The 26,291-nt window shown below is 41.6% G+C and carries 21 protein-coding genes; 9 read left to right on the top strand and 12 right to left on the bottom strand.

Annotation, left to right across the window (positions count from 1 at the left end):
- The 8 genes from ACSLUK_RS12365 to ACSLUK_RS12330 form a co-directional block, all read right to left on the bottom strand.
- Positions 1-436: helix-turn-helix domain-containing protein (locus ACSLUK_RS12365; protein WP_448548964.1), on the bottom strand; the 436-nt coding region annotated here is incomplete at its 3' end.
- An 896-nt stretch (positions 437-1,332) separates the two neighbouring features.
- Complete coding sequence (locus tag ACSLUK_RS12360; RefSeq protein ID WP_448548963.1) at positions 1,333-2,436, bottom strand: phosphotransferase enzyme family protein; 1,104 nt, start codon at positions 2,434-2,436, stop codon at positions 1,333-1,335.
- 8 nt (positions 2,437-2,444) lie between these two features.
- Positions 2,445-3,329 (bottom strand): sugar phosphate nucleotidyltransferase, encoded by an 885-nt coding sequence (locus ACSLUK_RS12355; RefSeq protein WP_448548962.1) that lies wholly within the window; start codon positions 3,327-3,329, stop codon positions 2,445-2,447.
- Between the two features lie 4 nt (positions 3,330-3,333).
- Positions 3,334-4,788, bottom strand: a complete 1,455-nt coding sequence (locus ACSLUK_RS12350) for a Gfo/Idh/MocA family protein (protein WP_448548961.1) — start codon at positions 4,786-4,788, stop codon at positions 3,334-3,336.
- A 147-nt stretch (positions 4,789-4,935) separates the two neighbouring features.
- The gene (locus ACSLUK_RS12345; RefSeq protein ID WP_448548960.1) at positions 4,936-6,234 is read right to left on the bottom strand and encodes an ATP-binding protein; all 1,299 of its coding nucleotides are present in this window, start codon (positions 6,232-6,234) and stop codon (positions 4,936-4,938) included.
- Positions 6,235-6,236: 2 nt separating this feature from the next.
- A complete protein-coding gene (locus ACSLUK_RS12340) occupies positions 6,237-6,938 on the bottom strand; it encodes a response regulator transcription factor (protein WP_448548959.1) in 702 nt (233 codons plus the stop codon).
- Positions 6,939-6,951: 13 nt separating this feature from the next.
- A complete protein-coding gene (locus ACSLUK_RS12335; protein ID WP_448548958.1) occupies positions 6,952-7,377 on the bottom strand; it encodes a DUF3019 domain-containing protein in 426 nt (141 codons plus the stop codon).
- Positions 7,367-8,221: a MipA/OmpV family protein gene (locus ACSLUK_RS12330; protein WP_448548957.1), complete on the bottom strand. Its 855-nt coding sequence runs from the start codon at positions 8,219-8,221 to the stop codon at positions 7,367-7,369. Before ACSLUK_RS12330 ends, ACSLUK_RS12335 begins: the two co-directional genes overlap by 11 nt.
- 550 nt (positions 8,222-8,771) lie before the next feature.
- Here ACSLUK_RS12330 and ACSLUK_RS12325 point away from each other — a divergent pair.
- The gene (locus ACSLUK_RS12325; protein ID WP_448548956.1) at positions 8,772-11,666 is read left to right on the top strand and encodes an Ig-like domain-containing protein; all 2,895 of its coding nucleotides are present in this window, start codon (positions 8,772-8,774) and stop codon (positions 11,664-11,666) included.
- A gap of 143 nt (positions 11,667-11,809) precedes the next feature.
- Here the strand turns inward: ACSLUK_RS12325 and ACSLUK_RS12320 are convergent, their stop codons facing one another.
- Positions 11,810-12,640: a LysR family transcriptional regulator gene (locus ACSLUK_RS12320; RefSeq protein ID WP_448548955.1), complete on the bottom strand. Its 831-nt coding sequence runs from the start codon at positions 12,638-12,640 to the stop codon at positions 11,810-11,812.
- Between the two features lie 173 nt (positions 12,641-12,813).
- Here ACSLUK_RS12320 and ACSLUK_RS12315 point away from each other — a divergent pair, with 173 nt between their 5' ends.
- The 7 genes from ACSLUK_RS12315 (at position 12,814) to ACSLUK_RS12285 (ending at position 19,221) form a co-directional block, all read left to right on the top strand.
- Positions 12,814-14,001 (top strand): acyl-CoA dehydrogenase, encoded by a 1,188-nt coding sequence (locus ACSLUK_RS12315; RefSeq protein WP_448548954.1) that lies wholly within the window; start codon positions 12,814-12,816, stop codon positions 13,999-14,001.
- A 60-nt stretch (positions 14,002-14,061) separates the two neighbouring features.
- Positions 14,062-16,287: a dehydrogenase E1 component subunit alpha/beta gene (locus ACSLUK_RS12310; RefSeq protein ID WP_448548953.1), complete on the top strand. Its 2,226-nt coding sequence runs from the start codon at positions 14,062-14,064 to the stop codon at positions 16,285-16,287.
- A complete protein-coding gene (locus ACSLUK_RS12305; protein WP_448548952.1) occupies positions 16,284-17,327 on the top strand; it encodes an ACP S-malonyltransferase in 1,044 nt (347 codons plus the stop codon). Before ACSLUK_RS12310 ends, ACSLUK_RS12305 begins: the two co-directional genes overlap by 4 nt.
- A 238-nt stretch (positions 17,328-17,565) precedes the next feature.
- Positions 17,566-18,039 carry a transcriptional regulator ArgR gene (gene argR, locus ACSLUK_RS12300; protein ID WP_448548951.1) on the top strand — a complete coding sequence of 158 codons (474 nt, stop codon included), beginning with the start codon at positions 17,566-17,568 and terminating at the stop codon, positions 18,037-18,039.
- Positions 18,040-18,207: 168 nt separating this feature from the next.
- Positions 18,208-18,702 carry a hypothetical protein gene (locus tag ACSLUK_RS12295; protein ID WP_448548950.1) on the top strand — a complete coding sequence of 165 codons (495 nt, stop codon included), beginning with the start codon at positions 18,208-18,210 and terminating at the stop codon, positions 18,700-18,702.
- A 3-nt stretch (positions 18,703-18,705) separates the two neighbouring features.
- On the top strand, positions 18,706-19,041 hold the full coding sequence (locus ACSLUK_RS12290) for a helix-turn-helix transcriptional regulator (protein ID WP_448548949.1): 336 nt from the start codon (positions 18,706-18,708) through the stop codon (positions 19,039-19,041).
- 48 nt (positions 19,042-19,089) lie between these two features.
- The gene (locus ACSLUK_RS12285; protein ID WP_448548948.1) at positions 19,090-19,221 is read left to right on the top strand and encodes a hypothetical protein; all 132 of its coding nucleotides are present in this window, start codon (positions 19,090-19,092) and stop codon (positions 19,219-19,221) included.
- 286 nt (positions 19,222-19,507) lie between these two features.
- On the opposite strand, the gene ACSLUK_RS12280 is transcribed toward ACSLUK_RS12285, so the two are convergent.
- The 3 genes from ACSLUK_RS12280 to ACSLUK_RS12270 all read right to left on the bottom strand — a co-directional run bounded on the left by ACSLUK_RS12280 (position 19,508) and on the right by ACSLUK_RS12270 (position 23,520).
- Complete coding sequence (locus ACSLUK_RS12280; RefSeq protein ID WP_448548947.1) at positions 19,508-21,085, bottom strand: sodium/sugar symporter; 1,578 nt, start codon at positions 21,083-21,085, stop codon at positions 19,508-19,510.
- A gap of 107 nt (positions 21,086-21,192) precedes the next feature.
- Positions 21,193-22,287: an aldose epimerase family protein gene (locus ACSLUK_RS12275; RefSeq protein ID WP_448548946.1), complete on the bottom strand. Its 1,095-nt coding sequence runs from the start codon at positions 22,285-22,287 to the stop codon at positions 21,193-21,195.
- 174 nt (positions 22,288-22,461) lie between these two features.
- Positions 22,462-23,520, bottom strand: coding sequence for a ketoacyl-ACP synthase III (locus tag ACSLUK_RS12270; RefSeq protein WP_448548945.1), 1,059 nt, complete (start codon positions 23,518-23,520; stop codon positions 22,462-22,464).
- A 281-nt stretch (positions 23,521-23,801) separates the two neighbouring features.
- Between ACSLUK_RS12270 and ygjK the strand changes: the two genes are divergently transcribed.
- Positions 23,802-26,276: an alpha-glucosidase gene (ygjK, locus tag ACSLUK_RS12265; protein WP_448548944.1), complete on the top strand. Its 2,475-nt coding sequence runs from the start codon at positions 23,802-23,804 to the stop codon at positions 26,274-26,276.
- Positions 26,277-26,291: the final 15 nt, after the last annotated feature.

Raw genomic sequence — 26,291 nt, 5'->3', positions numbered from 1 at the left:
TTTGCTTGGGGTGTTTTGACCTACTGGTTATCCAACTGAAGCCAAGGTTTTTGAGTAACCGATAAATATGATTATGATGATATGTTATACCAAAGTGCTCAGTGATGTACGCTTGTACATCGTTACCTGTTAATCGCCCACCATTCTCAGATTTAGCATGATGCGCTATAAAACGAGTTAATTGTATTTTTTGCTTATCAGATAATGAAGACTTCTTTCCAGGTCGAGGTTTGTCCTCTAGTCCATTGAGACCCTCGCTAAGAAAGCGAGTAACCCAGCTATTTACGCTACGCCTAGCCACTTTTAATTGTCTCGCAACCTGAGTGCGGTTTTGGCATTCTAAAAATAAAGAAACCGCTAACAAACGAACACGTTTGTGCGGGTTCTTTTCTCTTTTAGAGAGCTTGAGCAAAGCGTCAGAAGTCAATTGAGTCATAAATCACGATTTGTTATTTTTTGCTGATGCTAATTAGATCATATTTCAAAGAGGATTGGTATAACACCGATAACTACTCTTAGTTGTACAAAAGGTTGTAATTGATCAAGCACACTCACAACCTATTGATATTCAGATTCTTCGTGCGGTCTGAATACAATAGTGTCGGTTGGGGTATTGGCGATAAAGTTTTCTACTCTAGCTGGGATTCTTTCTATATCAATGGGAGTCATGAATACTTTTCTATAACAACGTCATGTTGTTTTGCTATGATTTCTTATATGGGAAGTGAGCTAGAAAAAGCGGTTGTATAACTGTAGCGCAGTAGTAGTGGTTAGTATTGAGTCTAAGCATGGTATGAAGGTTAATGCGTCCTTCCGCTTCCCATTTCATATACTAATAAACAAAACTTATGGGGGCAGACATCATAAATATTGATTTCAGATAGATTAGCAACTAACAATGAGTTTATTTGAATCTAACACTTGATGGTTTCTATCGTTATATAGTTAGGCGAGGAAAGGTTGGCAGACCAAGGGGAGAACAAGGCCTGCCGAGTAATTGAAATCTTAATTCATGAATGTCATTAAAAGCAAAGCGCACTAACACCCCTGTAACTACATTCTTTACCCAATTTTCATAAATGGAATTCAAATACGTTATCTCAGTGGTCGTCTGAGATAACTAAAGATTAGCAGACTCTAATTTTACTTAGTAGTGTAAAGGCGAAAATTTATTATTTAGTTGAGTGAAAAAAGTACAAATAACGTAAAACTATTTTTACACATATGTGCCAATGCATTATCACTTTTGTAACTTAATTGTTTTACGGTTTGTTCTTGAAACAGGCGAAAATTCTTAGTGAAGGCTAGGCTTAAATCGCATTTCCATATGAATTAACAAATGCTAGTTTCTGACGCAGCATTATTGACCATCAGCGAAAGTTCGCCTTCTTTACCGTTCAATAGACGATAAAAGTTAAGCTGATTTTTAGCACGCATAAGATTGTGCATAGCGTGATCGGTATGGAAATACAAATCCCCGTCAAGAAAGTCTGTTAGAAACCGTATGCCTATCATAAATGGTAAAAGTTGTGCACCTACTGAAAGGCTTTCTAACTCTAGATCGCTAATGTTGCCTGAAAACGCGTTTACATATCCTTCAGCAAGCGCTTCAAAAACATCCATGCGTACAGACATGCTTTCTAAGTCTTCCCCATCTTCAGGTAAATTCGAACAACACGTTCTCACCATGTCACCAAAGTCATTCATAATGAAACCGGGCATACAGGTGTCTAAGTCGATAACTGCGATAGGTTGCGCAGTTTCGGAACAGAAGAGTAGGTTGTTTATTTTTGTATCGTTGTGTGTAACTTGCGTTGGCAATATTTGTACTAGCTTAGTTACTTTGTTGATAAATGTGGTTTGCTGCAAACAAAAATCTACTAGAGATTGGCAATCGTACAACCTACCCTGCGTATCTTGTGATGCTGCATATTTTAACTGTTCAATGCGAAAGCTTAAATCATGAAATTTTGGAATAACTTCGTATAAGTCTTGTGCGGGAAAATCCGACAATGCTGCAGTAAACTGACCAAATGAGGCGGCTACTTGCTGTGCCTGGTTAGGCGAGCTGACTGACTCAACGGTATAACAATCGGGTATAAATTGAATAGCGCGCCAGTGATTGTTAGCAACAACGGCATAAGGGTGTCCTGCTGTCGATATTTGTTGACCAATCGGCGTTAATGAATATTCGCCAGCGTCACGTTTAGCAACTAAATGTTGGTGTATAAGCATCGCATTGTTGATCACTAGTTCTGGTTGCTTGAATACATGATCATTTATTCTTTGCAGTACAAAGCTGTGATTTTCGTTTTTTACGAGAAAGGTGTCGTTAATTAATCCGTTACCCAGTGGACTCACAGAGCTTTTGGCTACTGGGCTATCAAAATGGGGTAAAACCTGATTAATTGTTTGACGGTTTACAGCATTATTCATTGTATTTCTTAAGAAGGATTAACGTGAAAATGGGTGAATCTATTTTCTCGCGTCAAAGTGGTTAAACACTGGTTAACATATGTTGCATCTGCTTCATATGTTACGCCAAACCATGGTTCAAGGGAAGTTAATACTTTGACGCTGGCTTCACGGCGTAAAATATAATGTGCGATTACATCAGGTAAAAAAACTTCAACAGAATGTGGGTTAGGTTTAGCCAACGTTGTTATTAATAAAGATTCTATATCCTCAAATATGGCATTTGGCAACACCCAAAAGTTCATTGAGACTAAGCTTGTGGCTTCAAGTAAAATTGTCTTTCTATCTTTAGCTGTAGTGCCAACAATTCCCCTATCTGTTGCTTGAATATCGATAATCTCAGCAATGCTATCTAATTCACTTTGTGAATTTAATACGCAATGACCTCTATTCACCCCGCCACTTGCAGATAATGTATTTTGTAGCTGATATGCAATTAGTGCTGCTTGCTTGCTATCAATACTTCTGGCTAAATTAAACGCATTGCAACCGTAATAATCATCGGCATTAATTACAGCAAAGTCACCGGACAAGTGTTGTCGGGCACACCACAGTGCTTGTGCGGTGCCAAGCGGCTTAGATTGCCTTGGCATACAGCATGTCTCTGGTAAGTTTTTAGACTCTTGATAACATACTTCAATCTCAATGTGTTCGCTGAGCTGATTGATGATCGGAGTCAACAGTGTTCGGTGGTTATGTTGAACGATAATGACAGCTTTGGTAAAGCCAGCTTCTATTGCATGACGCAAGTTATACTGCATTAATGTTAGTTGTAATGGCCCAAATCGTGTGAACTGTTTTGGGCCCCCAAACCTAGAACCATTACCCGCAGCTAAGATAACAATAGTATCCATTGCGTTAGCTGATAATACTGAGAGGTTTAGCATGACGCCATTGACCACGCGTAAAATCAGGGATTTCCTTACTATTGCTTCGATCAGCAACAGAATCCGCACTTAAAGGCGTAATGCAGGACCAAGCCGCAGCATCATATACATCTTGATCGAGTGCTTCGCCATTTCGCAGGCAATAGATCATGCGCCACAACATGAGAAAATCCATGCCTCCATGCCCACCATTACGCTTCGCTTCCTCTCCCATTTTAATCCATAAGGGATGATCATAATGTTGTTGCCAATGATTCATATTTTCATCCCAATGATGATAACTGCGAGGGCGAGGTTGACGGCCTTTTTTACCATTTGCCGACCAGTGAGAAAGTTGGCGTTGGTAATCTTCATCATATAAATTAGCGATAGTATTAGGCACCTGCTCCAATGCTATGCGATTTGGAAAGCCAGCAAATACACCGTTTGTTCCTTGGATTAAATTATGCCTCGTATATGGGCGTGGTGTTGTGGTGTCGTGTTGAACCATGATTGAACGACCAAGCTTAGTTTTGATGATGGTGGTGTTCATATCACCTGTAATATAGTTCAAAGCGTTGCGTGGATGATCGGCTGGAAACTCACGTTTAGCGTACTGTGCTCTCCCAATGGCGGGCGAACTCATCGACGTTAAGTAATCAAATCGATCACCGCGGTTGATGTTCATGTATTGTGATACCGGACCTAAGCCATGAGTAGGGTAAAGGTTTCCGTCAACTTTGGTGTGCCAATAGGTACGCCATGAACCTGTTTTATGATCTATTTCCTTCATTTGCCAACGTAACTCATGGATATACGCTGCTTCACCATGCACAAGCTCGCCAAATATGCCTTTACGTACCATATTGAGTACCATAAGTTCATCTCGCCCGTAACACACATTTTCCATCATCATGCAGTTTTTTTGCGTTCGTTCTGCCGTGTCAACAAGTCTCCAGCATTCTTCGACTGTCGTAGCAACTGGCACTTCAACAAACGCATGCTTTCCACTTTCCATCGTATCGATTGCCATGGAAGCATGAAGGCTCCACGGCGTTGAAATGATAACGATATCGATATCCGTTCTCGACAGCATCTCTTTGTAGGCCATTTCATGTTGCCCGTAAGCAGTAGGTTTTATTTTATGGCGTCTTTCAACATATGCGCATGCGCGATCAAGTACAGCTTGGTGAGGATCACAAATAGCTTTTATTTCTACACCGTCAATATGACAGCAATGCATAACGTGACCAAAGCCGCGCTGTCCAACACCGATAAAGCCAATGCGAACTTTATCCATTGCAGGGGTAATTAGTCCCATCACAGACTTGCCTGTAGCAGGAGGTGTAGAAACTTCATTGGCTAGGGCAGAGTGGCTCATTGATGTTCCTACTGCAGAAACAGCAGCCAATGACTTCAAAAAGTGGCGGCGATCTATATCAGACATAAACTTACCTGTTATTGTTGTTATATATTTGCAGATGGTGATGCGTAACCCATCCTGAAGAAATTAAACTCTAGTGTATTTCAGTGCGAATGGGAACCAGCATTTATGGCAATTGTTTCCAACGTAATGAGAGTAACTTACAGGATGCTATGTTTTTAAGGGGAGTTCGATGCTGAATTTAGCGCCTGCAAGTGCCGTTGACCGAGTTACCGCTATCTGTCCATGGTGCCAGTCAACAACTTTCGCACAAATGGCGAGTCCTAAACCAAAATGTCCTTTCTCACGAGACCGGTTGTCGTCAAGCTTAACGAAGGGCGAGAATATTTCTTGCGCTTGTTTTTCTTCAATACCTATGCCGTCATCTTCTACCGTGATAACTAACTTATTTCCTTTTATCTGCAGAGAAAGTAACACTTCATTCTTTGCATATTGCATGGCGTTACTCAATAGGTTTTGCAGCGCACGATAGAACCAGTGAGCGTCAATAGGAAGGATAATTTCTTCTGAAGGCAATGATAATTCAATCGTAATTTGATGTTGTGCTGCGATAGGGGAAAAATCTGATCGCAAAGAGGCGATTAGTTCGTTCAGTGATGTAGGCTCAGGGGTCAAGTTGAAGCCTTTTCGTTCCATCCCCGCATATTCTAGAAATGCAGATGTCATTTCTTCCATGCGCGTTAATTCGGTTTCCATCCGCAGTAAATAATCATTCTTTTTGTCAATGTCAGGTGTGTCAATTGCCGCTTCTACGCCAAACCTTAAGCATGACATTGGTGTACGAATATCGTGTGATAGTGAGCGTGCTAACACTTTATTGTCAGCAACGAGTTTTTCAATCTGTGCCGCCATATTGTTGAAACTAACTTCAAGGCGTTTAATGTAAGAAAAGCGACTAATAGGTACTCTTACATCTAATTTTCCTGTGCCAATTCGCTCAGCAGCATCTGTCAGTAAATACAATCGACGTGCTAATGGAAATAGCCAAAACATCAATATAGTGCATACGCCAACATATAAAATGGTGGTGAGTAATAAATTGAGTTTGTGATCTTCTGGCTTCTCAGGCGGTAGCGTAAAACGCAGTAAATATTCTGGGTGTGATTGAATAGTTCGTAAGATATATGCTTGTTGATCTGAAGCTAATAAAAGGCTTCCAGAAGATGTTAATTCATCCTTTAACGCCAGCGGTAATGCGATGTTTGCAGTTTTCTCAATACTTAAACTTACATCAAACTGTGTTGCTAAATTTTCGGTGTATTGCTCAAGCTGTGCATTAGGCACAATTGAAAGTTGTTGATCAAAACCATTGAGCAATTGCTTAAACATAATAATGTGCTCACTTTCCTGATCATGTGTTTGTTGTGCAACAAGCTGATCTAATGCCCAGCCGATAAAAAACAATGAGCCAAGCACCGCAAAAACAATGCTAAGGAACAGACGCTGCACGGCTAGCTATTCCATGCATCGGCTACAAACAAGTAGCCTTTACCCCAAATCGTTTTAAATTTTTTGGGACTTTGTGGGTCATCGTTAAATATTTTTCTCAGTGTCGATAACATCACGTCAAAACGGCGATCTTGTCCATCATATTCGCGTCCTTTTAATGCCTTGAAAACCGTGTCACGATCAACAACTTCACCCGCGTGGCTGGCAAGAAACCAAAGAAAAGAGAACAAGCTTGTCGATAACTCAATTTCTTTTCCTTCATAAGTAACACGGTTAGCTTCGCAGTTTATATGCAGGTTGCCAAGCGAGATTTCATTGACTGGTGTTTTAACCGTTACTTGATTCTTCAACGCGCTGTTGATTCGCGCTAATAGAGCGCGAGGACGAACGGGTTTAATTACGTAATCATTGGCTCCAGCTTCTAGTCCAATCACTTCATCAAATTCGTCAGAGCGTGCCGTTAACATAATGATAGGTATGCTTGAATCCTGACGGATTAAACGACATACCTCGATGCCATTAAGACCCGGTAACATCACGTCAAGTAAGATTAATTCAGGCGAAAATTCACTTATTGCCTTAATCACTTGATCGCCGCGTGTTACATGGGATACAGAAAACCCTTGTTCAAGAAGGTATTCCTTAACCCAATCAGCCAAGGTAACATCATCTTCAACTAACAATATGCGATACTGCTCGTTCATCCCAATTCTCCTATTAAAATAATCGCCAGCGTCTTTTGCGTGGAGATGCCTTGTGCACCCAACTAACCTCAACAAAAGTTTCTGCTACCACAATATTGCGTTCTGTTTCGACTAACTGAAACTCGACTTTTTCATCGGCTTCAAAATTAAACTGTGCTTGATTAATGCGACTGTTTTTCCAACATTGAATGATCTTGTTGGTGACTTTTTGGTAAATACAAAAATTGCCAGACTCTTGAGTCTGCCACTGTAATGTTACTTGAGTGTAACAGGTTCTTCCTTGGTGCAATGCGACACAGGTGGTTGGCTGTGCTGAGAATTCTACACGAGAAGACATTGTAGGCTGCGTGCTATTGGCTGCCAAGGCGATGTTGTCGCCTAGCCAATACAACAAAATCATAGATAACCAGGCAATTCCTTTGCTTAGTCTAGAATACATAATGCACTCCCAGCATCACTTGTGTCGTTTCATTAGTAGCGACAAGTGGGCTGTTTCTAATATGACTAGAATAAATCGCGTGGCTAATACCAGTATTAAATGTCCAATTTTGCGAAATGGGGTGACGAGCAAATAATTCTAACTCAAACTCAAAGCCAGCTCTGGCCTCATACGCAGGTCTGGCGTCAGTCGCTTCATGCGGATCAACACCGATATAATAATCAGTTAATTGTTGTGAGTAATAGACAACACCAGCACCTAAATAGATATCCCAATTTCGATAAGGAACGAGTTTATTGTAATAAATTTCTGATACCCAGCCAGGTGCGTCTGAACGTACCGCAATCGATGCCACATCTATAGACAAAACCGCATCATCAAAATAGTGCGAATATCTCAAACCCAAACCGTCGGCAGAACCTCTTAAACCTAGCCCTTCCATTAATGGAAAGTCGAAATCATTGTCTTTGACAATCTCTTCAGGATCATACTCACCTATATAGGTGCGCATGATAATGTCGACTTCCCAGTTTTTGTCTACATGAAGTTGGTAGCCTAATTCTGCACCAGTGAGTAGAGAGTTAGCACGTCGATGATTTGATTGGATAAAAAAACCTTTGTAATAAAGGTCAAACAGCAACGATATGTTGAGAAAATCACCTACTGCATCTTGTTCATAACCTTCGATGATTTGCGGATTATGAAAAATTGACACGCCAAGCATCGCTTGCCAACTGAAAGTTTCGTCGAATACGGTAGTTTCATGTACAGCTTTTTTGTCTGATGCGAATGCTGGCAGGCAAAAAAGCAAGAGCACAATTAAGAAGCGTTTATGGAAGAACATGTGGCTTGTAACCCTAATTTTTATTTTAAATAGGGCATTTAACAGCCCAACGCCAAGTCATTTCGCCTAATAATAACGAAACTTTTTCACTTGGTTAATTTTACATTTGTAACAATTTTGTGCATGTTACCAAATGGCAGGTATGTTGGGCAGCAAACATGCCAAGCAAAGTGTTTAAAAATTGTAAGTTTGTCTAGAAATTTATTGTTAAAACAATCGATGATAGCGTGCCTAATCCTCTTCACTTTCAATAGGAAACAGCTCCTTTGCCTCGGTGCCATCAGTGGTATAGCTAGTTGAAGTTTATGCGTATATGAGAATGTGTTGAGCTCTCACAATTAACGTAATCACGCGATGTTTTGTGAAACTCATATGTTCAATCGTTTGAGCTGAACGCGAATACCAAGTTCAAAATGGTAGTCTTAATTGTTAATAGTATTGTGCAAAAACGTAAAACAAAATTGCACAGATAGTTAACTTTAAGTAAGGGATTCGTGTACAATCCGCGGCTTTAATTGCTAATAACTATAAAAATTAAATAAGGATTGTTATGAAATCATTGTTCTGGCTATTGTCGTTACTGATAATAACTGGTTGTGGTGGCGGAGGTTCATCTTCTGAAAATGGCGGTGGTTCCTCTGCAGTTAATAACCCGCCAATAGCAACTGATGATACGGTAGCTGTGAATGTTAACTCCTCTATCAGCATAAATGTTCTATCAAACGATAGAGACCAAGATGCATTGAGCGTTCAAAGTACCACTACGCCTTCAAGTGGTATGGTTACCAATAATCAAAACAGCATTATCTATACACCCAACCAAGGCTTTATTGGCGAAGATAGTTTTACTTATACGATTGTAGATACCGCAGGCCAAACGGCAAGTGCCAAAGTATCACTCACAGTGAACAATGTGGCGCCATCACTGACAGATGATTCAATTACTACCAATCAAAGCGCTGCGGTTGTTATTCTTCCATTGGCAAATGACAGCTCTCAAGCTGGCCATGAACTGACGATAGTCAGTATTTCAACACCACTTTACGGTGAATTGGAACAAAATGACGCTGAAATTACCTACACCCCACAGGACGGTTACGTTGGCGAAGACGCGTTTGTTTATACGGTGCGCGATGCTGTAGGCGATGAATCCAGTGCATCGGTTAATCTTAATATTGTCAATGTAGTGCCCGTTACTTCAAATGATGTAATTACGACTGAACAAAATAAAAGTGTTAATTTAAATCCACTAGACAATGACTATGATGTAGCTGGCGATAGTATAGAGTTAATCAGCATTCAAGCGTCTGAAAACAGCACTCATGTTGTTGAAGAAGACGGCAGTGTCACTTATAAACCGAACGACGGTTTTGCGGGAAATGAAACTCTCACTTACACCGTGGCCGATGAGCATGGTGGTGTTGCTCAAGGAAGTATTGTTGTCAATGTTGTTAATTTGTTGCCGCAAGTGATAAACGATGAAAGTTTCACTTTAAGAAACACAACTAAAATAATTGATGCAATGGCAAACGATAGTGATGTAGTGGGTGACGAAATATCTATCGTTTCTGTTTCAGCCCCTTCAAACGGCGTTGCGGCAATTAAGAACAACACAATTGAATACACTCCCAACAACGATTTTCTTGGTACGGAAATATTTAATTATACGGTTGAAGATGTGTACGGTGGAACCAGCACGGGTATTATCCAGATCAATGTTAATGATGGTGCTATTGTAAGTGGCACATTAGTTGACTTTCCAAAAGCTGGGGTTGAAGTGACTTTATTTGTTGGTGACTTTCAGGCGTCCGATGTCACCAACGCAAATGGTGAATATAGTATTGTGGCTGATCTCAATATCGATGATGCTCTAGTTTCACTGACAGCCGAGGATGTTATTGAAAATTATACACAAGTTGCTTACTTGGGTATGTCTAATGACTTGCTAGATCGAGTAGACATCGCAACCAATAGCCTAAATGAGCAAGACATTTCTCATTTTACGACGGCAGTTTACCAAATGGTGAATCTAGCAATGGGTGGCGTTGCGCCAAGAGATGCAGAAGAATATCGCAAAGCACTTTCGATGGCTGATTCAGAGTATGTTTTTCAAATGGTGCATGCTGCCAAACTAATGTTAACTGATAACGGTATTTCTTTGCCAGAAGGGTTTAGTTCAATTAACGAACTACAATCAAATATTAGAGCATTGAGCCAGCAACTGGGTAATTGGCGAACCAATTACAACACCCAATATATATCACAACAAGAAGAAATTTATAATAATAGTGGAAGTATTCCAGCATCGGAAAAAATTGGCGTTGGAGTAAATATGTTGTCGGCTTCTGCAACAAGTTTCGGCAGTGCACTTACATACGGATATAACTTTCATTTTGAATTAAACGATAATCAAACTGGAACGATTCAAACGGCTTATACCGCAGAGAATGCTTCGGTAACCTGGGCTTCTGTAGGACAAGAGCTTGCCATTACGATGCAAGACTCTACTTACTTCTATTTAGATTACTATTGTGAAGACCAAGAAACACTCACAGCATGGTTATCGTATAGTCGATTCACTCTTAAGCACTTATATAGTACACCTGAGTATGATGTATTCATTCAAAAGACTGAAGCAGAAACTGGTGATGTTAATTGTGGTGAAATAGAAACCCATCACTATAGTACGGTACGACACTATAATGCTATAGAGTTTTCAATGTCGCCGGGTAAATATTTACTTGATACTGCTTTCTTTAATAACAGCTCTAATGAGTTTGAGCGAGTTGCCAGAATTGTTGATGCATTTGAAAATGGATTGATTAACGAGTTCGATATTGATGGTAATTTGTTAAGAACTGGTAGCTGGAGTTATTCGAATAATGCATTGAAAATAGATTTCAATGATGGCGTCAGTATTACATACTCAGCAGTGGAGATTGCTGATGGCGTTGTTTATCAGTCGCTCGCTGAAACATCAAACGAAATGAAGTTATCCTTTATTGCCGATTTCGAAAGCCTTGATATCAATCATGAACATCAAGCACCAGCCTATAATGATTGGAGTACCGTGAGCTGGCAAGAAGACAAGGTTTATGATGACAATCTCGTACAGCGCTTCCGTTACAAATTAAATGAAGAGGGAGATGGAAGCACTCAAATACTGCAAGCTGATGGTACGTGGTTGGATGATGAGAATACGAAATTTTATTGGGTAAGAACTGATACAGGATATACGTTCGAATACTACCATGATTATAATTCAGGTAGTCGTGACAGGTGTGATGTGCAGCTAGAATCTTGCTATATTTCGAAAAGCCGAAATGTTTCTTATATTAAATCTCTAGGTGATTATCATTTGACTCATGTCGATTACACTAGCTATTCGTCTGATGGCCAGTCTCGTTATAAGATTGGTTACGTAGGTCATTATAAGTATGAATAGACTTTGTTGATTTACAGTGGACAAAAGAAAGTACAGGAATTTTGAATCAGGTTTACTGTACTTTCTTAGTTTGCCAACTTGAGTAAGGCTTAAATTTATTTAGCCTTACTCAATAATGCTAACTAACAGTTGCCAGTTTCAAGCTATCCTTGATGATTCCCCACCACATCCACAAGCAAATCAACTAACTCAGAGCGCTCTTTATAGGCGAGTACAATTTCACGGGAATAGGCGAGCCCCTTAATTGGTTTGAAAACCAAATCAGTATGGGCAAGTATTTCCTGATAGGCGGGAACGAGTGCGCAGCCCAATCCTGCTTTTACTAAGCCAATGGCATAGTCAATGGTTTGAATTTTTGCCCTGACATCAAGGGTAATGCCAGCAACGGCGCTGGTATCGTATAGCAGATTCCAAGCACTGCATGGCGCGCGCTGAATAATGGGAAGATTGTCTAAATCTTTCAATTGAATGTGGCGTTTAAGGCGCAACGGGTGATTCATTGGCATCGCGAGTAGGTAGTCTTCCTGCCAAATAGGTACATACTCTTCAGTAGTCTTTAACTCTTCTCGGGTAATTATTCGGGCTTCGCATGTGTCATCTGGCGGTACGAGCGTTAATTCAAGCTGTTCCGCATTATTGGTGAAGTCTTTGAGCAGCAAACTCATGCGCTGTACGCCTAACCCTTTAGTGACGCCGAGTTTAAAGTGACGTTTTTGCTTATCTTTAGCAAACAGGGTTTTAATGGCTTCGGTTTGCCCAACCAGTTGAGTCGCCAATGGATAGAGTTGTTTGCCTTCTTCTGTGGGAAGTACGCCGCGGGCATGACGCTGAAAAAGCTCTTGTCCCAACTCTTGTTCTAAATGCGCAACAGCGGCAGAAATAGAAGGCTGCGCGACAAAACAATGCTTGGCGGCTGCGCTAAAACTTTGTTGTTCATAAACACTGATAAAATAACGTAGCGATCGAATATCCACTCAAATTCCTACTAAATCTTCGTTTTACCAATTGGCTGCAATTGACAAATCAATTGCGAATTTAGATATAGCTTAAATCTATAGCTGTTCAAGTTAAAGTATATTTTACCTTTGTATTGGCGTTGGATAATCTGTGACCACTTTATTTTTGGTTTAATTGAATAGGACTTGGTATGACTACTTCGCAATCTCGCCCAAGCTTTAACTGGCAAGACCCATTATTACTAGATTCATTGTTATCTGAAGAAGAGCGAATTATTCGCGACAGTGCTCACCAATACTGTCAAGAAAAGCTGATGCCTCGCGTACTTGAAGCCAACCGTAATGAGCATTTTGATGTAGAAATCATGAAAGAGCTTGGCGCACTTGGCTTGCTAGGCGCAACGATTGAAGAGAAATACGGTTGTGCAGGCGTTAACTATGTAACGTATGGGCTTGTAGCGCGTGAAGTAGAGCGAGTTGATAGCGGTTATCGTAGTGCCATGAGTGTGCAGTCTTCATTGGTGATGCACCCAATTCACGCATATGGTAGTGAAGAGCAGAAAATGAAGTATTTGCCGAAGCTTGCTACGGCAGAGTACATCGGTTGTTTTGGCTTAACTGAGCCTAATTCGGGGTCTGATCCAGCGAGTATGGCAACCAAAGCGGTGAAAGTAGACGGTGGCTACCGTGTTACTGGCACTAAAATGTGGATTACCAACTCACCAATTGCCGATATTTTCATTGTTTGGGCGAAACTTGACGATGTGATCCGTGGCTTTATTCTTGAAAAAGGCATGGAAGGACTGTCAGCCCCTAAAATTGAAGGAAAATTCTCATTACGTGCGTCTATTACAGGTGAAATTGTCATGGACAACGTATTCGTGCCTGAAGAAAACATGCTACCACATGCTAAAGGGTTATCAGGGCCGTTTGGTTGTTTAAACAAGGCACGATATGGCATTGCATGGGGCGCTTTGGGGGCGGCTGAGTTTTGTTGGCATGCAGCTAGACAATATACGTTAGACCGTTGCCAATTTGGCAAACCATTGGCGTCGACTCAACTTATCCAGAAGAAATTGGCTGACATGCAAACTGAAATCACTACTGGCTTGTTTGCGTGTTTACAGGCTGGTCGTTTAATGGATGCGGGTCAACTCGCACCAGAGGCAATTTCACTAATTAAGCGCAATTCATGTGGTAAGGCATTAGATATAGCCCGTGTTGCTCGCGATATGCACGGCGGTAACGGTATTGCTGATGAGTTTCATGTGATCCGTCATGTGATGAACCTTGAAGCGGTAAATACCTATGAAGGAACACATGATATTCACGCCCTTATTTTGGGGCGTGCGCAAACTGGCATTCAGGCGTTCTTTTAAAGAACGCCTTGGCTTCCTAACACTTCGCTAACGACAATAATTAAAGGTAGAGGAAACTTGATGTCAGACCGCAATCAATTGGTAAAAGATAACTTTATTCGCTATGTGCTTTCAGGCGAATTACCTGTTGCTACAAACGATTTAACCCCAGAGGAAATTGGCTTAAGTCATGAAGCAATCATTGACTTATTTGAGTCGCAGGTGATGAGTCGTCATCTGGATTTGCATTCACGGGTTATGCAAAAGCAGGGGGAGAGTTTCTATACTATCGGTAGCTCAGGTCATGAGGGCAATGCTGCGGTGGCTAAAGCGTTTCGTGTGACTGACATGGCATTCTTACATTATCGTAGCGGTGCTTTTGTGGTGCAACGTAGCAAGCAAGCTGATGGCGAAACACCACTGCATGATATGTTGCTGTCATTTGCCGCCTCTAGCGAAGACCCAATTTCTGGCGGGCGTCATAAAGTGTTAGGGAGCAAGTCGCTTTATATTCCACCGCAAACCAGCACCATTGCTTCTCATATTCCAAAAGCAATGGGGGCTGCCTTTAGTATCGGTTTAGCGCAGCGCACAAAAATCAAACCGAAATTGCCACTCGACAGTGTGATCGTTTGTAATTTTGGCGATGCGTCATCGAATCATTCAACTGCTCAAGGTGCGATTAACAGTGCAGCGTGGGCGGCGTATCAATCTATTCCTATGCCTATTGTTTTTATTTGTGAAGACAATGGTATTGGCATTTCAACTGCGACTCCTCACGACTGGATAGCCGCAAACTTCAAAAATCGTGCTGGGCTTACTTATATTGCTTGTAATGGTCTTGATGTATTAGATACCTATCAAGCCAGCCAGAAGGCAGCAGCTATTGCTCGTGACAAACAAATGCCGGTGTTCTTACACATTAAGGTGGTTCGCTTGCTTGGTCATGCGGGTTCTGATGCTGAATTTGTCTATCGTAAAATGGAAGATATAGAAGCAACGGAAAAACAAGATCCATTGCTACATACTGCTGCTACGATGATAAGACACGGCATTATGACAAATACTGACATAATCGCCCTCTACCAGCAGATTGCTGAACGTGTGCAGAACATTGCGCAAGATATTGTGACGCGGCCTAAGCTCGAAACGGCTGAGCAGGTCATGGAAAGTTTATTGCCAGATTCATTGCCAGTGCATCAGGCAACCGCAGTAAGTAATGAACGCCGATTAGAATTGTTCAAGCACGATAAGCATAATCTAGATAAAAAACAACACTTAGCTAAGCTGATTAACTGGACCTTGTTGGACTTGATGGCCGAGCATGAAGAAATTGTGATGCTTGGCGAAGACATCGCCCGCAAGGGGGGTGTATATAACGTAACCACTAAATTATGTGAGCGATTTGGTAAAAATCGCGTGCTCAACACTTTGCTTGATGAACAGTCAATTTTAGGTGGCGCGATTGGTTTAGCGCATAACGGCTTTTTACCGATGCCTGAAATTCAATTCCTCGCGTATGTGCATAATGCGGAAGATCAAATTAGAGGAGAGGCGGCAACACTGTCCTTTTTCTCTAACAAGCAGTACACCAATCCAATGGTTATTCGAATCGCAGGTTTTGCTTATCAAAAAGGTTTTGGTGGCCACTTTCATAACGATAATTCGTTTGCTGTTTTCAGGGATATTCCTGGCATTGTCATCGCTACACCGTCAAATGGTGGCGATGCGGTGGAAATGCTGCGTACCTGTGTACGTTTAGCCAAGGAGCAACAACGTATCGTGGTCTTTTTAGAGCCGATCGCCTTATATATGACTAAAGATTTATTAGAAGAAGGCGATGGGCAGTGGACACATCAATACCCAACACCTACTGAACGCCCTGCGACACTTGATATGTCTGTGTCTTGTTATGGAGAGGGCGAAGAAGTATGCCTATTGACATATGGCAATGGTTATTACTTATCTCGACAAGCAGAAGTTACGTTAAAACAAAAAGGCATCAACTGTAGAGTCGTTGATTTACGCTGGTTAGCACCGTTAGATGAGCAGGGCATTATCGAACACGTTGCCGCGTGTAAGAATGTACTCATTGTAGATGAATGTCGTGAAACTGGATCTATTAGTGAAGCGTTGATGACACTAATGGCAGAAAATTCTTTGATAACGAAAGAGCGTCAAATACAGCGATTATGTGCCAAAGACAGCTTTATTCCGTTAGGCAAAGCGGCGTACCATGTGTTGCCTTCTAAGCAAGACATTATTGATCGCGTGATTGAAATGACAACAGGGGAGGTGCAAGCATGAGTGAATCAAAACAAAGAGTAGTAGTGATATGTCCTGGACGTGGTACATATAACAAAGAAGAGTTAGGTTACTTGCAGCGCCATCATGCTGATCGTACAGATATCATTGAATTGGTAGACGCTTATCGTGCCTCAGTAGATCAACCGTCTATTTCATCGCTCGACAGCATGGAAAAATTTAGCATGCGCTTGCATACGGCTGGCGAAAACGCGTCTGCTTTGATTTATGCTTGTGCATTGGCCGATTATCAGGCTATCAATCAGGATAAATACGACATTGTAGCGGTGACAGGTAATTCAATGGGCTGGTATATCGCATTGGCGGTGAGTCAGGCACTTAATCAAAACAATGCGATTAAACTTATCAATACTATGGGGTCAATGATGGCTGACGGCGTGATTGGCGGCCAGCTTATCTATCCGATTATTGACGATAATTGGCATATTGACCCAGATAAAGAAAAACTGGTGCTTGATGCGCTTGCTAAAGTCACCCAAGAAACTGAACACAAAGTGTATGTATCAATTTATCTTGGTGGCTACATCGTGTTGGGCGGTGAACAAGAAGGGCTTAAAGTGCTCGCAGATTTATTGCCAATGGTACAAGATCGATACCCAATGAACTTGTTTAATCATGCGGCATTTCACACACCTTTGTTGCGGGAGGTGTCTGAAAAAGCACAAACTATGTTAGCTAAAGATATGTTTGATAAGCCTAGCGTGCCTTTGATTGATGGTCTTGGCAATATCTGGCAGCCTTATTCTGCTGACACTCATGCATTGTATCAATATACTTTAGACACCCAAGTTGTAGAGCCTTATGATTTTTCAACCGCAGTGGAAGTTGCGATTAAAGAGTATGCGCCAGATAAGTTGATTATCTTAGGTCCAGGTGCCACGCTTGGCGGCTCAGTCGCACAAACTTTAATTAAACATCAGTGGCGCGGATTGACGGATAAAGCTGCTTTTATCGCGCAACAAAAGTCTGAACCACTCATTCTGGCAATGGGGTTAGAAGATCAACGTCAGTTGGTGCTGTAAGCTAGTATTCATAATTTATCGCAGGATTAACCTTTCTGTTAAGCCAGTGTTAAACGAATTGTATAAATATTCGTCTTTAATGGCTAGTTATACTAAATTTATGAATGACCAACATATTTTTGGGAAGTGTAGCTTAGCCATTCGTATTCGTTAGTGAATAAAATTGATAGGCGAATATGGGAAAAATGAGTAGAATAGCTTGGTTGCAAACCCGCATTGAACAGATTAAAGAGAGATTATGACATCTATTCGTAAAAAAAATGAAGCTGAACTAATTATTGCCTTTAAAGCATTGCTGCACGAGCAGTGTTATGGCTCACAAAGTCAACTTGCTGAAGCACTATCAGAGCAAGGCTTCAAGAATATGTCGCAGGCGAAAATTTCTCGATTACTTTCAAAACTTGGTGCGGTTAAAATGCGCAATGCAAACAACCAAGTTGTATATATCTTGCCGGATGAACTTGCTATTCCAAAATCCAAACAAGCAATACAATCAGTGGTGATGAGCGTTAAACATAACAACATGCAAATCATCGTGAAAACAGGTATTGGTGGTGCGCCACTCATTTCAAGAATGTTAGACAGCCTAGGTGAATCAGCAGGCATATTAGGTACACTTGCTGGCGACGATACCATCTTTATTGCCCCTATTGATGTCAATCGCATTGACCAAATTTGTGAAGATATTCATAAATTGCTTGGTTTGTCTTAGAAATTCGTATTTAATAATATTTAATATAAAACAACGTGTTATCGTGATGTGACACCTGCTGTCATATGACAATTAGGGGGCAGTAAGGGTAACTGTCACATCACTGACGCCGCAATGATTCAAAAAACTTGATTAACTGAGTGCACTTAACAACACGAGGTTAGTTTCATGACAAATAATAATCACATCACAGATCAACAATTAGACGAAAGCATGCCATTAACAGATGACAATATTCAGGAAGACGCGCTAGAAAGCAATGTGACATTTGCAGACGGATATACATTTACCTTTCATCACAAAGGACATGAAATTGTTGCGTATGGTTCTGCTAAGTCAGGCAAAGAGTCGCTCACTATTGACGGCAAGCTATTATCTGAGAAAAGAAGTTTTGGTCGTCGCTCTACACATTCATTTACGTTAGACGGAGTCAATTACGAAATAGAATTCTACATGGCCAATATGTTCACGGGCGAGTTGCATTGTATGTTGATTGAAGAAGGCACACACGTAAGCACGCAAAAGAAAGCCTTGAAGAAAAGTAACCAAGTAAGTTCACTAAAAGGATTGCTAATAATGCTTTTCGCTTTTATTGGTGGTGGCATTGTGGGATTTGTTTCAGTATGGCAGGGCTTTGATTTGTTAAGCAAGTTTTGGGGTTAAGTGATGGAAGTAAACGCCCAAAAAATAAAAGCAATGCGATCAGATAAAGGTTGGACACAACAGCACCTTGCAGACGCTTGTTCGATTAGCTTGCGCACGGTACAACGTGTTGAGCGATACGGCACTGCATCTAATGAAACGGCTATGGGATTATGTGCAGTATTTGAAGTGGATCGCGGTGACATTGTGTTGCCAGAAATACCGGTTGAAGCTATTGTTTCTGAGTTTAACAACGAGCACACATACCACACTAAGTCACACGTAACCGCATTGGCAATTGGCATGGGCATAGGTTCACTCGTTACATTGGTTATTGTATTTCTACTAGCGTGGCGCTAGGTAGGTACTATCAAGCGAAAGTATGAGAATTAAATTGAGGAAATTAACATGAGTATTAGAACATGGTGGGCAAATGTGCCTAAAAAAGAAAAGCCGGGCCTTATTGTATTAGGTGGAATTGTTGGATCAATTTTACTATTTGGGCTAGGTTTTCAGCTTGGCCAGTTGATGTATAGCTAACGGTTTTTCTAAACAAATCCATCCGTTCATACTTCGACTATATTCGCTCATCCTGAGTTTATCGAAGGGCGCGCTCAGCACGTATATGGTCTCCATAGTGAACCAAGAGAATGACGTGCTCAGCATAAATGTTAAAATACTCCGTTCGCTCTGAGTGCGAGGTACGAGCAATCGAAGCGTGTAAACCTGAATTATAGCACCTCGGTTGGCACTTTGAATGGTGATCAATGTATCGGGAAATAAGGGATAATATCATATTATCCCTTTTTCTTTTCTTACCCGTAACTTACCACCAGCTAATATAAAACGCTGACAAAATCGCAGTTACCGCTATGGTTGCATAATTATACGATGCGGTGGTTGCAAAGCTGATACTCGACAACTCAATGGATTTAGGCTTGCTGATCTCATGACCATCACCTTGGGTAACTATGGACACAACTATGGCAAGCAATGCACATGCAATAAATACATAGCCCACACGATCCATAAACGGTAATTCTGGCAACCATAGCCAAAAAGCAAATGACAACACCGCCGAACCTAGGGCTGCAGCCAACGCACCGTTGGCATTAGTTTTCTTCCAGAACATACCAAGTACGAATAGTACAACAATGCCTGGGGTAAAGAAGCCGGTGAATTCCTGAATGTATTGGAATGCCTGGTCAAGTTCACCTAGTAGTGGACGAGCCGTAATAACTGCAATGATCATGGCAGTTAAGCTCACGATGCGGCCAACTTTTACGTAATGAGCATCACTCTTGTCTTCGCGATAGTTCTTGTAGATATCCATAGTAAATATGGTTGATATACTGTTTGCCATTGAGCCAAGAGACGACACGATTGCTGCTACCAGTGCTGCAAAGACTAATCCCTTAATGCCTACAGGCATTAAATTCATCATGCTTGGATAGGCTTTATCGGCAGGGTCAAGCCCTGGCATAAGAATAAAGGCAGCAATGCCCGGTAACACGACGATTACCGGCATCAGTAATTTTAAGAACGCCGCAAATATAATACCTTTTTGTGCTTCCTTGGTATTTTTGGCGGCTAGCGCGCGTTGGATGATATATTGGTTACAGCCCCAATATGAAATATTCATGATCCACATGCCACCAATTAGCACAGATAAACCAGGTAGGCTGGCGTAATGTTCATTATCTGGCGACAGAATCATATCGAACTTTTCAGGCGCTTGTTGTATTAGCTGACTAAAGCCTTGAACAACACCATTACCGTCACTAATCATGTTTAAGGTAATGTAGCTCAAGAATAAACCACCAAAGACCAAAAGTACGACCTGAATAATGTCGGTATAGGCAACCGCTTTTAATCCACCATATAGCGAGTAAGCAATCGCAAATAAGGCAAGAAATACCGTGGCAACCGACATATCGACACCTGTTACCGTATTTATTGCCAAAGCGCCTAACCATAAAATGGCGGTAAGATTGACGAACACATAAACACCTAGCCAGAAAAAGGCGAGAATCATGCGCACACGATGATCATAACGCTGTTCTAAAAACTGCGGCATGGTATATATTTTGTGCTTGAGGAATATAGGCAAGAAATACTTACCCACCAAAATCAAGGTGATTGCAGCCATCCACTCATAAGAAGCGATAGCCAGACCCATGGCGTAACCTGAACCTGACATACCGATGATTTGCTCTGCTGAAATATTGGCAGCAATGAGTGATGCGCCTATCGCCCACCAAGGAAGTTGGTTACCTGCGAGAAAATAATCGCTCGTGTTTTTCTGATGGCCTGCTTTTTCTCTGGAAATCCAAAAAGCCAGAGCAATTAGGGCAATCACGTAGACCGCAAATACCCCAGTATCGAGGGAAGACAATTGATTCATTATACGCTCTTTATAATCATTATTGTTCATTCGAGAATCAACAAAAGCGTTAAATTACCGTTAGTTATTCAAGTGCTAATGCAATTACTCAAATTGTATATTGTTTATCAATCTTTGATAGTAACATCAAAATGATATGAAGTTTTACTATAAAAAGCTGAATTCGATTGCAAAAGGGTGGTCGTAAAGTTGTTTTTGCCATGGATATCCACAGCGCGTTGGGGTTCCAAACAAAGTGCGGCTCGTTTTTGGTAGCAATAGTTGTCTTTGCCAACATGGTTACCGTCTATATAGTTGGCGGTGTATAAAATAATGCTGGGCTGATCGGTAAATATGGTTAATCGACGACCCGAATGAGGGGCGACAACCTGTGCAGCAAACTGATTTTCGTAATCAAAATTGTCTTCAAACACCCAATAATTATCGTATCCGTGACCAATGATGGTTTGTGGGTGCTTACTATCGATGTTGTTGCCTATTATTCTTGGTGTGTTGAAGTCGAACGGGGTGTTACGTGTATTGCAAACTTCGCCTGAAGGATACGCTTGTTCGTTCATGGGCAAATAGTATGGTGTATTAATTTGCACCTGGTGGTCGTGAATATTGCCGCTGGCATGACCATTCAAATTGAAATAACTATGCTGCGTTAAGTTAATCACAGTGTCTTGGTCGGACTTTGCAAAATACTCGACCGACAAACAGCTATGGTTATCTAGTGTATATATCACTTCAAAATTTACAGTGCCGGGAAAGCCTTCTTCACCATCTGGGCTGGTATAGCGAAGTATTAGCTGAGCTGCATCTGGCAGCGGTTTGCATTCTGCCTGCCATAATTGTTTATTAAGCGCTTTCTTACCACCATGCAATTGGCTATCGGGGGCATTCAACTCGAGTTGAATTTGTTCACCGTTTATGGAAATTTTGCCGTGCTTGATGCGTCCAGCGTAACGGCCAATAATAGCGCCCAAATAGTATGTGTCTTGTTCATATTGCGCCACGTTATCATAGCCAAGAACAATGTCAGCCATCTTGCCTTCATGATCTGGGGTGATAATTGAAGTAATTATGCCGCCATAGTTGGTGATAGCAACAGTGCAGTTTTTACTACGCAGTGTGAACAAGTCGGCATGTCGGCCGTCACTTAGTTGACCAAAATTACGTTTTTCGATGGAAACAGAAGAGTGGCTTCTTACGCTGGACATACAACACCTTATTTTTGGGAACGTGGCGGCACCGAGCCTAAACAAATCAAACGCGTTTAGGTTGTCAGAATTATGGCGAGTTTTCAATGAAATGTAGAGAGCAGGCTGTTATAAGATATGCTTAGACTATTTGTCATTAGCAACAGCCTGCGTTTGGTATGTATGATTAGACAACTATCTACGGTAGTCTGCAATAATCTCTAAACCTGATTTATCACATTGTGGCAGTGTAGCTTGAGATGTTTCTAGCGCATGAACGCGTTCGCCCCACTTGATCAAGTGAGCACTCCAGGTTAACCCACCACCGAATGCAGGCATCAATATCCATTGATTGGCTTGGATTTTTCCTTCTTCTACCGCTTCAACCAATGCGACCAACGCCGTTGCCGCTGACATATTGCCGTAGCGTTCAATGTTGACGAAAACGCGCTCTTTGTCTAATTGTAGTTTTTTCGCAAGCGTATCAATAATGCGCAAATTCGCCTGATGCGGCACGATAACATCAATTTCATCAGCCGTTTTTTCTGCCTTAGAAAGAGTTTTTTCGCAGGCTTGCGCCATACCTGATACAGCCTTTTTGAAGATTTCTTGACCTAAAAAGTCCCAAGACGTATCACCAGAAAGTTGTCCTTGATGCATATACTTAGCACCCCAGCCTTTAACCGCTAGTATATCGCGTGATTCGCCATAGCAGCCAAGAGATTCTGCTACAACGCCAACGGCTTCACTGCATGCTTCAAGATAAAGTGCAGCTGCACCATCGCCAAATAGCACGGCAACGTCGCGATTGTCCCAATCCATAAGCCTAGATACACACTCTGCACCAATAACAATGGCTGATTTCACCACTCCACTTTTAATCATCGAAGTGGCAACGGATAGGCTGTACATGCCACTTGTACAGGCGGTGTTAACGTCCATACAAGCTGCCTTATGTGCACCTAATAATCGTTGAATGTTAGACGCGCCATTAGGACATATTTCATCAAATGTTGTGCTGCCAAATACGATCAATTCGACATCTTCTGCTGATTTTCCTGCCGCTGCCAGCGCATTTTCTGCTGCAATGTGCCCCAATTCTGACACATTAACGTGGGAAATTCGGCGCTCTTTCATACCTGTACGTGTAGTGATCCATTCATCATTGGTATCTAAAAAGGTTGCCAAATCATCGTTGGTTAGCTTGGCTGGAGGCATACACTTTCCCCAGCCGGTAATTTTTGCGTAAGTCATTTTATTCTCTAATTCATGTCACTGTCCGTGGTTTAACATGAATATTAATGTAATCAATGTGCGTTTATTCAGTGCAATAGACCTTTACTAAACATCAAAGATCAGCACGTATTAGTATAGGCACAAATTCACTAGCCGTCCTGACGGTGGAATTACTGCTTGTCTTAATGGCTATTAGCATAATTATACTGGTCGGGCTTGTCTATAACCCACGGGCTTCTTTTACATTAATTCGAAAAATGATAGTTTATACAATATACAAAGTTTAGGTGGGAATTTACGTGAAGCTAATTAGAGAGAGTCTTGTTATTTGTTTGCTAATGCTATGTGCTGAATCTGCTATAGCGTCAGATTCAGCACAACTTTGTAAAGCAAATAGTGAGCAGGTCGACAGAGAGTGGCAAATAAACGCCATTGATAGGTTCGGTACGCCATCTGCTTATAAAGACTATGATGAGTATCAAAATCAACGCTTCAACCCTTTTATAGATAGTGGCGCTTGGCATGGCTTTTTGTTACCTGAACAGGCACGTCATTTTGGCAGTTTTAATGGGCCATTAATTATTGCGGAAGAATATGGTCTATATCTAGCAACACAATTAGAAACACTAACGCTGTCCGATACGCAAACAGGGAACATACATGATTGGTCAACAGCGCGTTCGATTCGCTATGCCACGCCTAGCAAACTAGTTCAGCGCTATTGTTTTGAAACTTTTAGTGTCGAATTAACATTGGCTTTTATTAGTGCTAGAACCGCAATTGTGACCACGAATATCGTTAACTTAAGTGATTCGCCATTAGCGCTAAATGTACAGTGGCAAGGTCAACTCCAATCTAAATGGGACAGTAATACCCCGATCAAGCAAATTGACTTCCTTGACAAGCGTGAATTACTCAGCGAACCAACAGGGATTCGAATTAAACACGGTGAAGTGCGACAACCATGGCATATGATGTCAGCAGCAGGTGCGGAGTATCAGTTGAAACGTTCAATCAGTGCACGTGTTGAAAGAATGCCTGCCGTTAATGATGCTTATATTCATCATGCAAACCTGACAATCCCTGCTCACAATTGCAAACGAATTTACACCACGCATTCATACTTTCATTCAGCAAAAGAAAAACACGAAGAACAGCCCCTCATCCAAGCTGCTCTTAACCAGCCCAGCCCTTACATTTTCGCGACAGAGAAACGGTGGCATAGACATTTAGACACGATTAAGAAACTAGAAGATAAGGACAAACGCATAGCCGTTAAGGCTATCAGTACCTTACTGACGAACTGGCGCAGCCCGGCGGGAGCTGTTAAACACCAAAGTGTAAGTCCATCGGTTACTGCACGCTGGTTCAACGGCTTTTGGGCGTGGGATACATGGAAACATTCATATGCTTTGGCTCAAATTGCCCCAGAAATTGCCAAAGATGGCATTCTTGCAATGTTTGACTATCAGATTACTAAACATGATTCTGTGAGGCCACAGGATGCAGGGATGATTGTTGATGCCATTTTTTACAATAAAGATGAAGTACGTGGTGGAGATGGCGGCAATTGGAACGAACGCAATACTAAACCAGCGCTTGCCGCTTGGGCTGTATGGCAAATCTATCAAAAAACGCATGATGTTGAGTTTGTTGGTGCGCTGTTTGATAAATTACTTAAAGCACACCTTTGGTGGTATCGCAATCGCGATCATAATCAAAATGGCCTCGTAGAATATGGTGCGACTCGTCATAGATTTCACAACACTGCTGACGGTGAGCTGACGTTTAAGATCAATACTGAATTTAGCGAACTGCCTAATCACATAAAGCAATTTTGTCCGGATAACAGTAGCCAATGGTTGTTATGTCAGGGTGATATTGCATATCAATGGGCGCTAGGCTCGCTTTCATTAAACAACATTGATATAGGGGCGCAACATGGCGCAGGTTGGGAATCTGGCATGGATAACGCGGCGCGCTTTGGTTTTATTAACGCCAAGCAACTATCCAGCTACGCTAATCAACACTATCACGGAGATACATTACGAGCGGCCCAAGACTGGCAAGTCGCCTTTCTCAAAAATGAATCTGCTAGTGGCGAACTACTCGGTTACTCGATCAATCAGGAGTCGGTCGATTTGAATAGCTATTTAGCATATGAGAAAACCATACTCGCAAAAATGGCTGCGCTGCTAAATAGAAAAGCATTGGCTAAACAGTTAACAGATGATGCTACTAAGTTGGCCCAACGAATCAATGCGTGTTTTTACGATAAGTACAGCGGTTATTATTACGATAGGCAGATTTCCATAGAATCTAACGTTGAATTAGGAGCCAGCGCTAAGACGTGTGCAGGTAAATCACTTGTGGCTAGGGGTAAAGGGCCAGAAGGTTGGACGCCATTATGGGCAAAAATTGCAACCAAGGAACAAGCGGACCGCGTTATCGCGAATATGCTATCTTCGCAAGGGTTTAATACGTTCGTACCGTTGGCCACTGCAGCGCAAGACAACCCTGCTTATCACCCTGATATTTATTGGCGTGGTCGAGTGTGGTTAGATCAGTTTTATTTTGGCGTTAAAGCATTGAAGAACTACGGGTACGATGAACAAGCAGCACAATTTACGCAGGCGTTATGGCACAATGGTTATGGACTCCTGACTCGGGATGCCATTCGTGAAAACTATCACCCTGAAACGGGTAAACAGCAAGGCGCAACAAATTTTAGCTGGAGTGCTGCCCATATTTTAATGTTACTCCAGAATGATTGAGTTAGTATCTAGCTT

The sequence above is a fragment of the Thalassotalea fusca genome (assembly GCF_053485835.1).
The sequence above is the reverse complement of the archived record's forward strand: the minus strand, read 5'-3'. Positions and strand labels throughout refer to the sequence as shown.

Coding starts and splice junctions, on each gene's coding strand:
- ACSLUK_RS12330 (WP_448548957.1), bottom strand. CDS start 8,221: ATGTTCTTCCATAAACGCTTCTTAATTGTGCTCTTGCTTTTTTGCCTG.
- ACSLUK_RS12355 (WP_448548962.1), bottom strand. CDS start 3,329: ATGGATACTATTGTTATCTTAGCTGCGGGTAATGGTTCTAGGTTTGGG.
- ACSLUK_RS12290 (WP_448548949.1), top strand. CDS start 18,706: ATGGAAGTAAACGCCCAAAAAATAAAAGCAATGCGATCAGATAAAGGT.
- ACSLUK_RS12315 (WP_448548954.1), top strand. CDS start 12,814: ATGACTACTTCGCAATCTCGCCCAAGCTTTAACTGGCAAGACCCATTA.
- ACSLUK_RS12275 (WP_448548946.1), bottom strand. CDS start 22,287: ATGTCCAGCGTAAGAAGCCACTCTTCTGTTTCCATCGAAAAACGTAAT.
- argR (WP_448548951.1), top strand. CDS start 17,566: ATGACATCTATTCGTAAAAAAAATGAAGCTGAACTAATTATTGCCTTT.
- ACSLUK_RS12295 (WP_448548950.1), top strand. CDS start 18,208: ATGACAAATAATAATCACATCACAGATCAACAATTAGACGAAAGCATG.
- ACSLUK_RS12340 (WP_448548959.1), bottom strand. CDS start 6,938: ATGAACGAGCAGTATCGCATATTGTTAGTTGAAGATGATGTTACCTTG.
- ACSLUK_RS12310 (WP_448548953.1), top strand. CDS start 14,062: ATGTCAGACCGCAATCAATTGGTAAAAGATAACTTTATTCGCTATGTG.
- ACSLUK_RS12285 (WP_448548948.1), top strand. CDS start 19,090: ATGAGTATTAGAACATGGTGGGCAAATGTGCCTAAAAAAGAAAAGCCG.
- ACSLUK_RS12335 (WP_448548958.1), bottom strand. CDS start 7,377: ATGTATTCTAGACTAAGCAAAGGAATTGCCTGGTTATCTATGATTTTG.
- ACSLUK_RS12325 (WP_448548956.1), top strand. CDS start 8,772: ATGAAATCATTGTTCTGGCTATTGTCGTTACTGATAATAACTGGTTGT.
- ACSLUK_RS12280 (WP_448548947.1), bottom strand. CDS start 21,085: ATGAATCAATTGTCTTCCCTCGATACTGGGGTATTTGCGGTCTACGTG.
- ACSLUK_RS12360 (WP_448548963.1), bottom strand. CDS start 2,436: ATGAATAATGCTGTAAACCGTCAAACAATTAATCAGGTTTTACCCCAT.
- ACSLUK_RS12350 (WP_448548961.1), bottom strand. CDS start 4,788: ATGTCTGATATAGATCGCCGCCACTTTTTGAAGTCATTGGCTGCTGTT.
- ACSLUK_RS12305 (WP_448548952.1), top strand. CDS start 16,284: ATGAGTGAATCAAAACAAAGAGTAGTAGTGATATGTCCTGGACGTGGT.
- ACSLUK_RS12270 (WP_448548945.1), bottom strand. CDS start 23,520: ATGACTTACGCAAAAATTACCGGCTGGGGAAAGTGTATGCCTCCAGCC.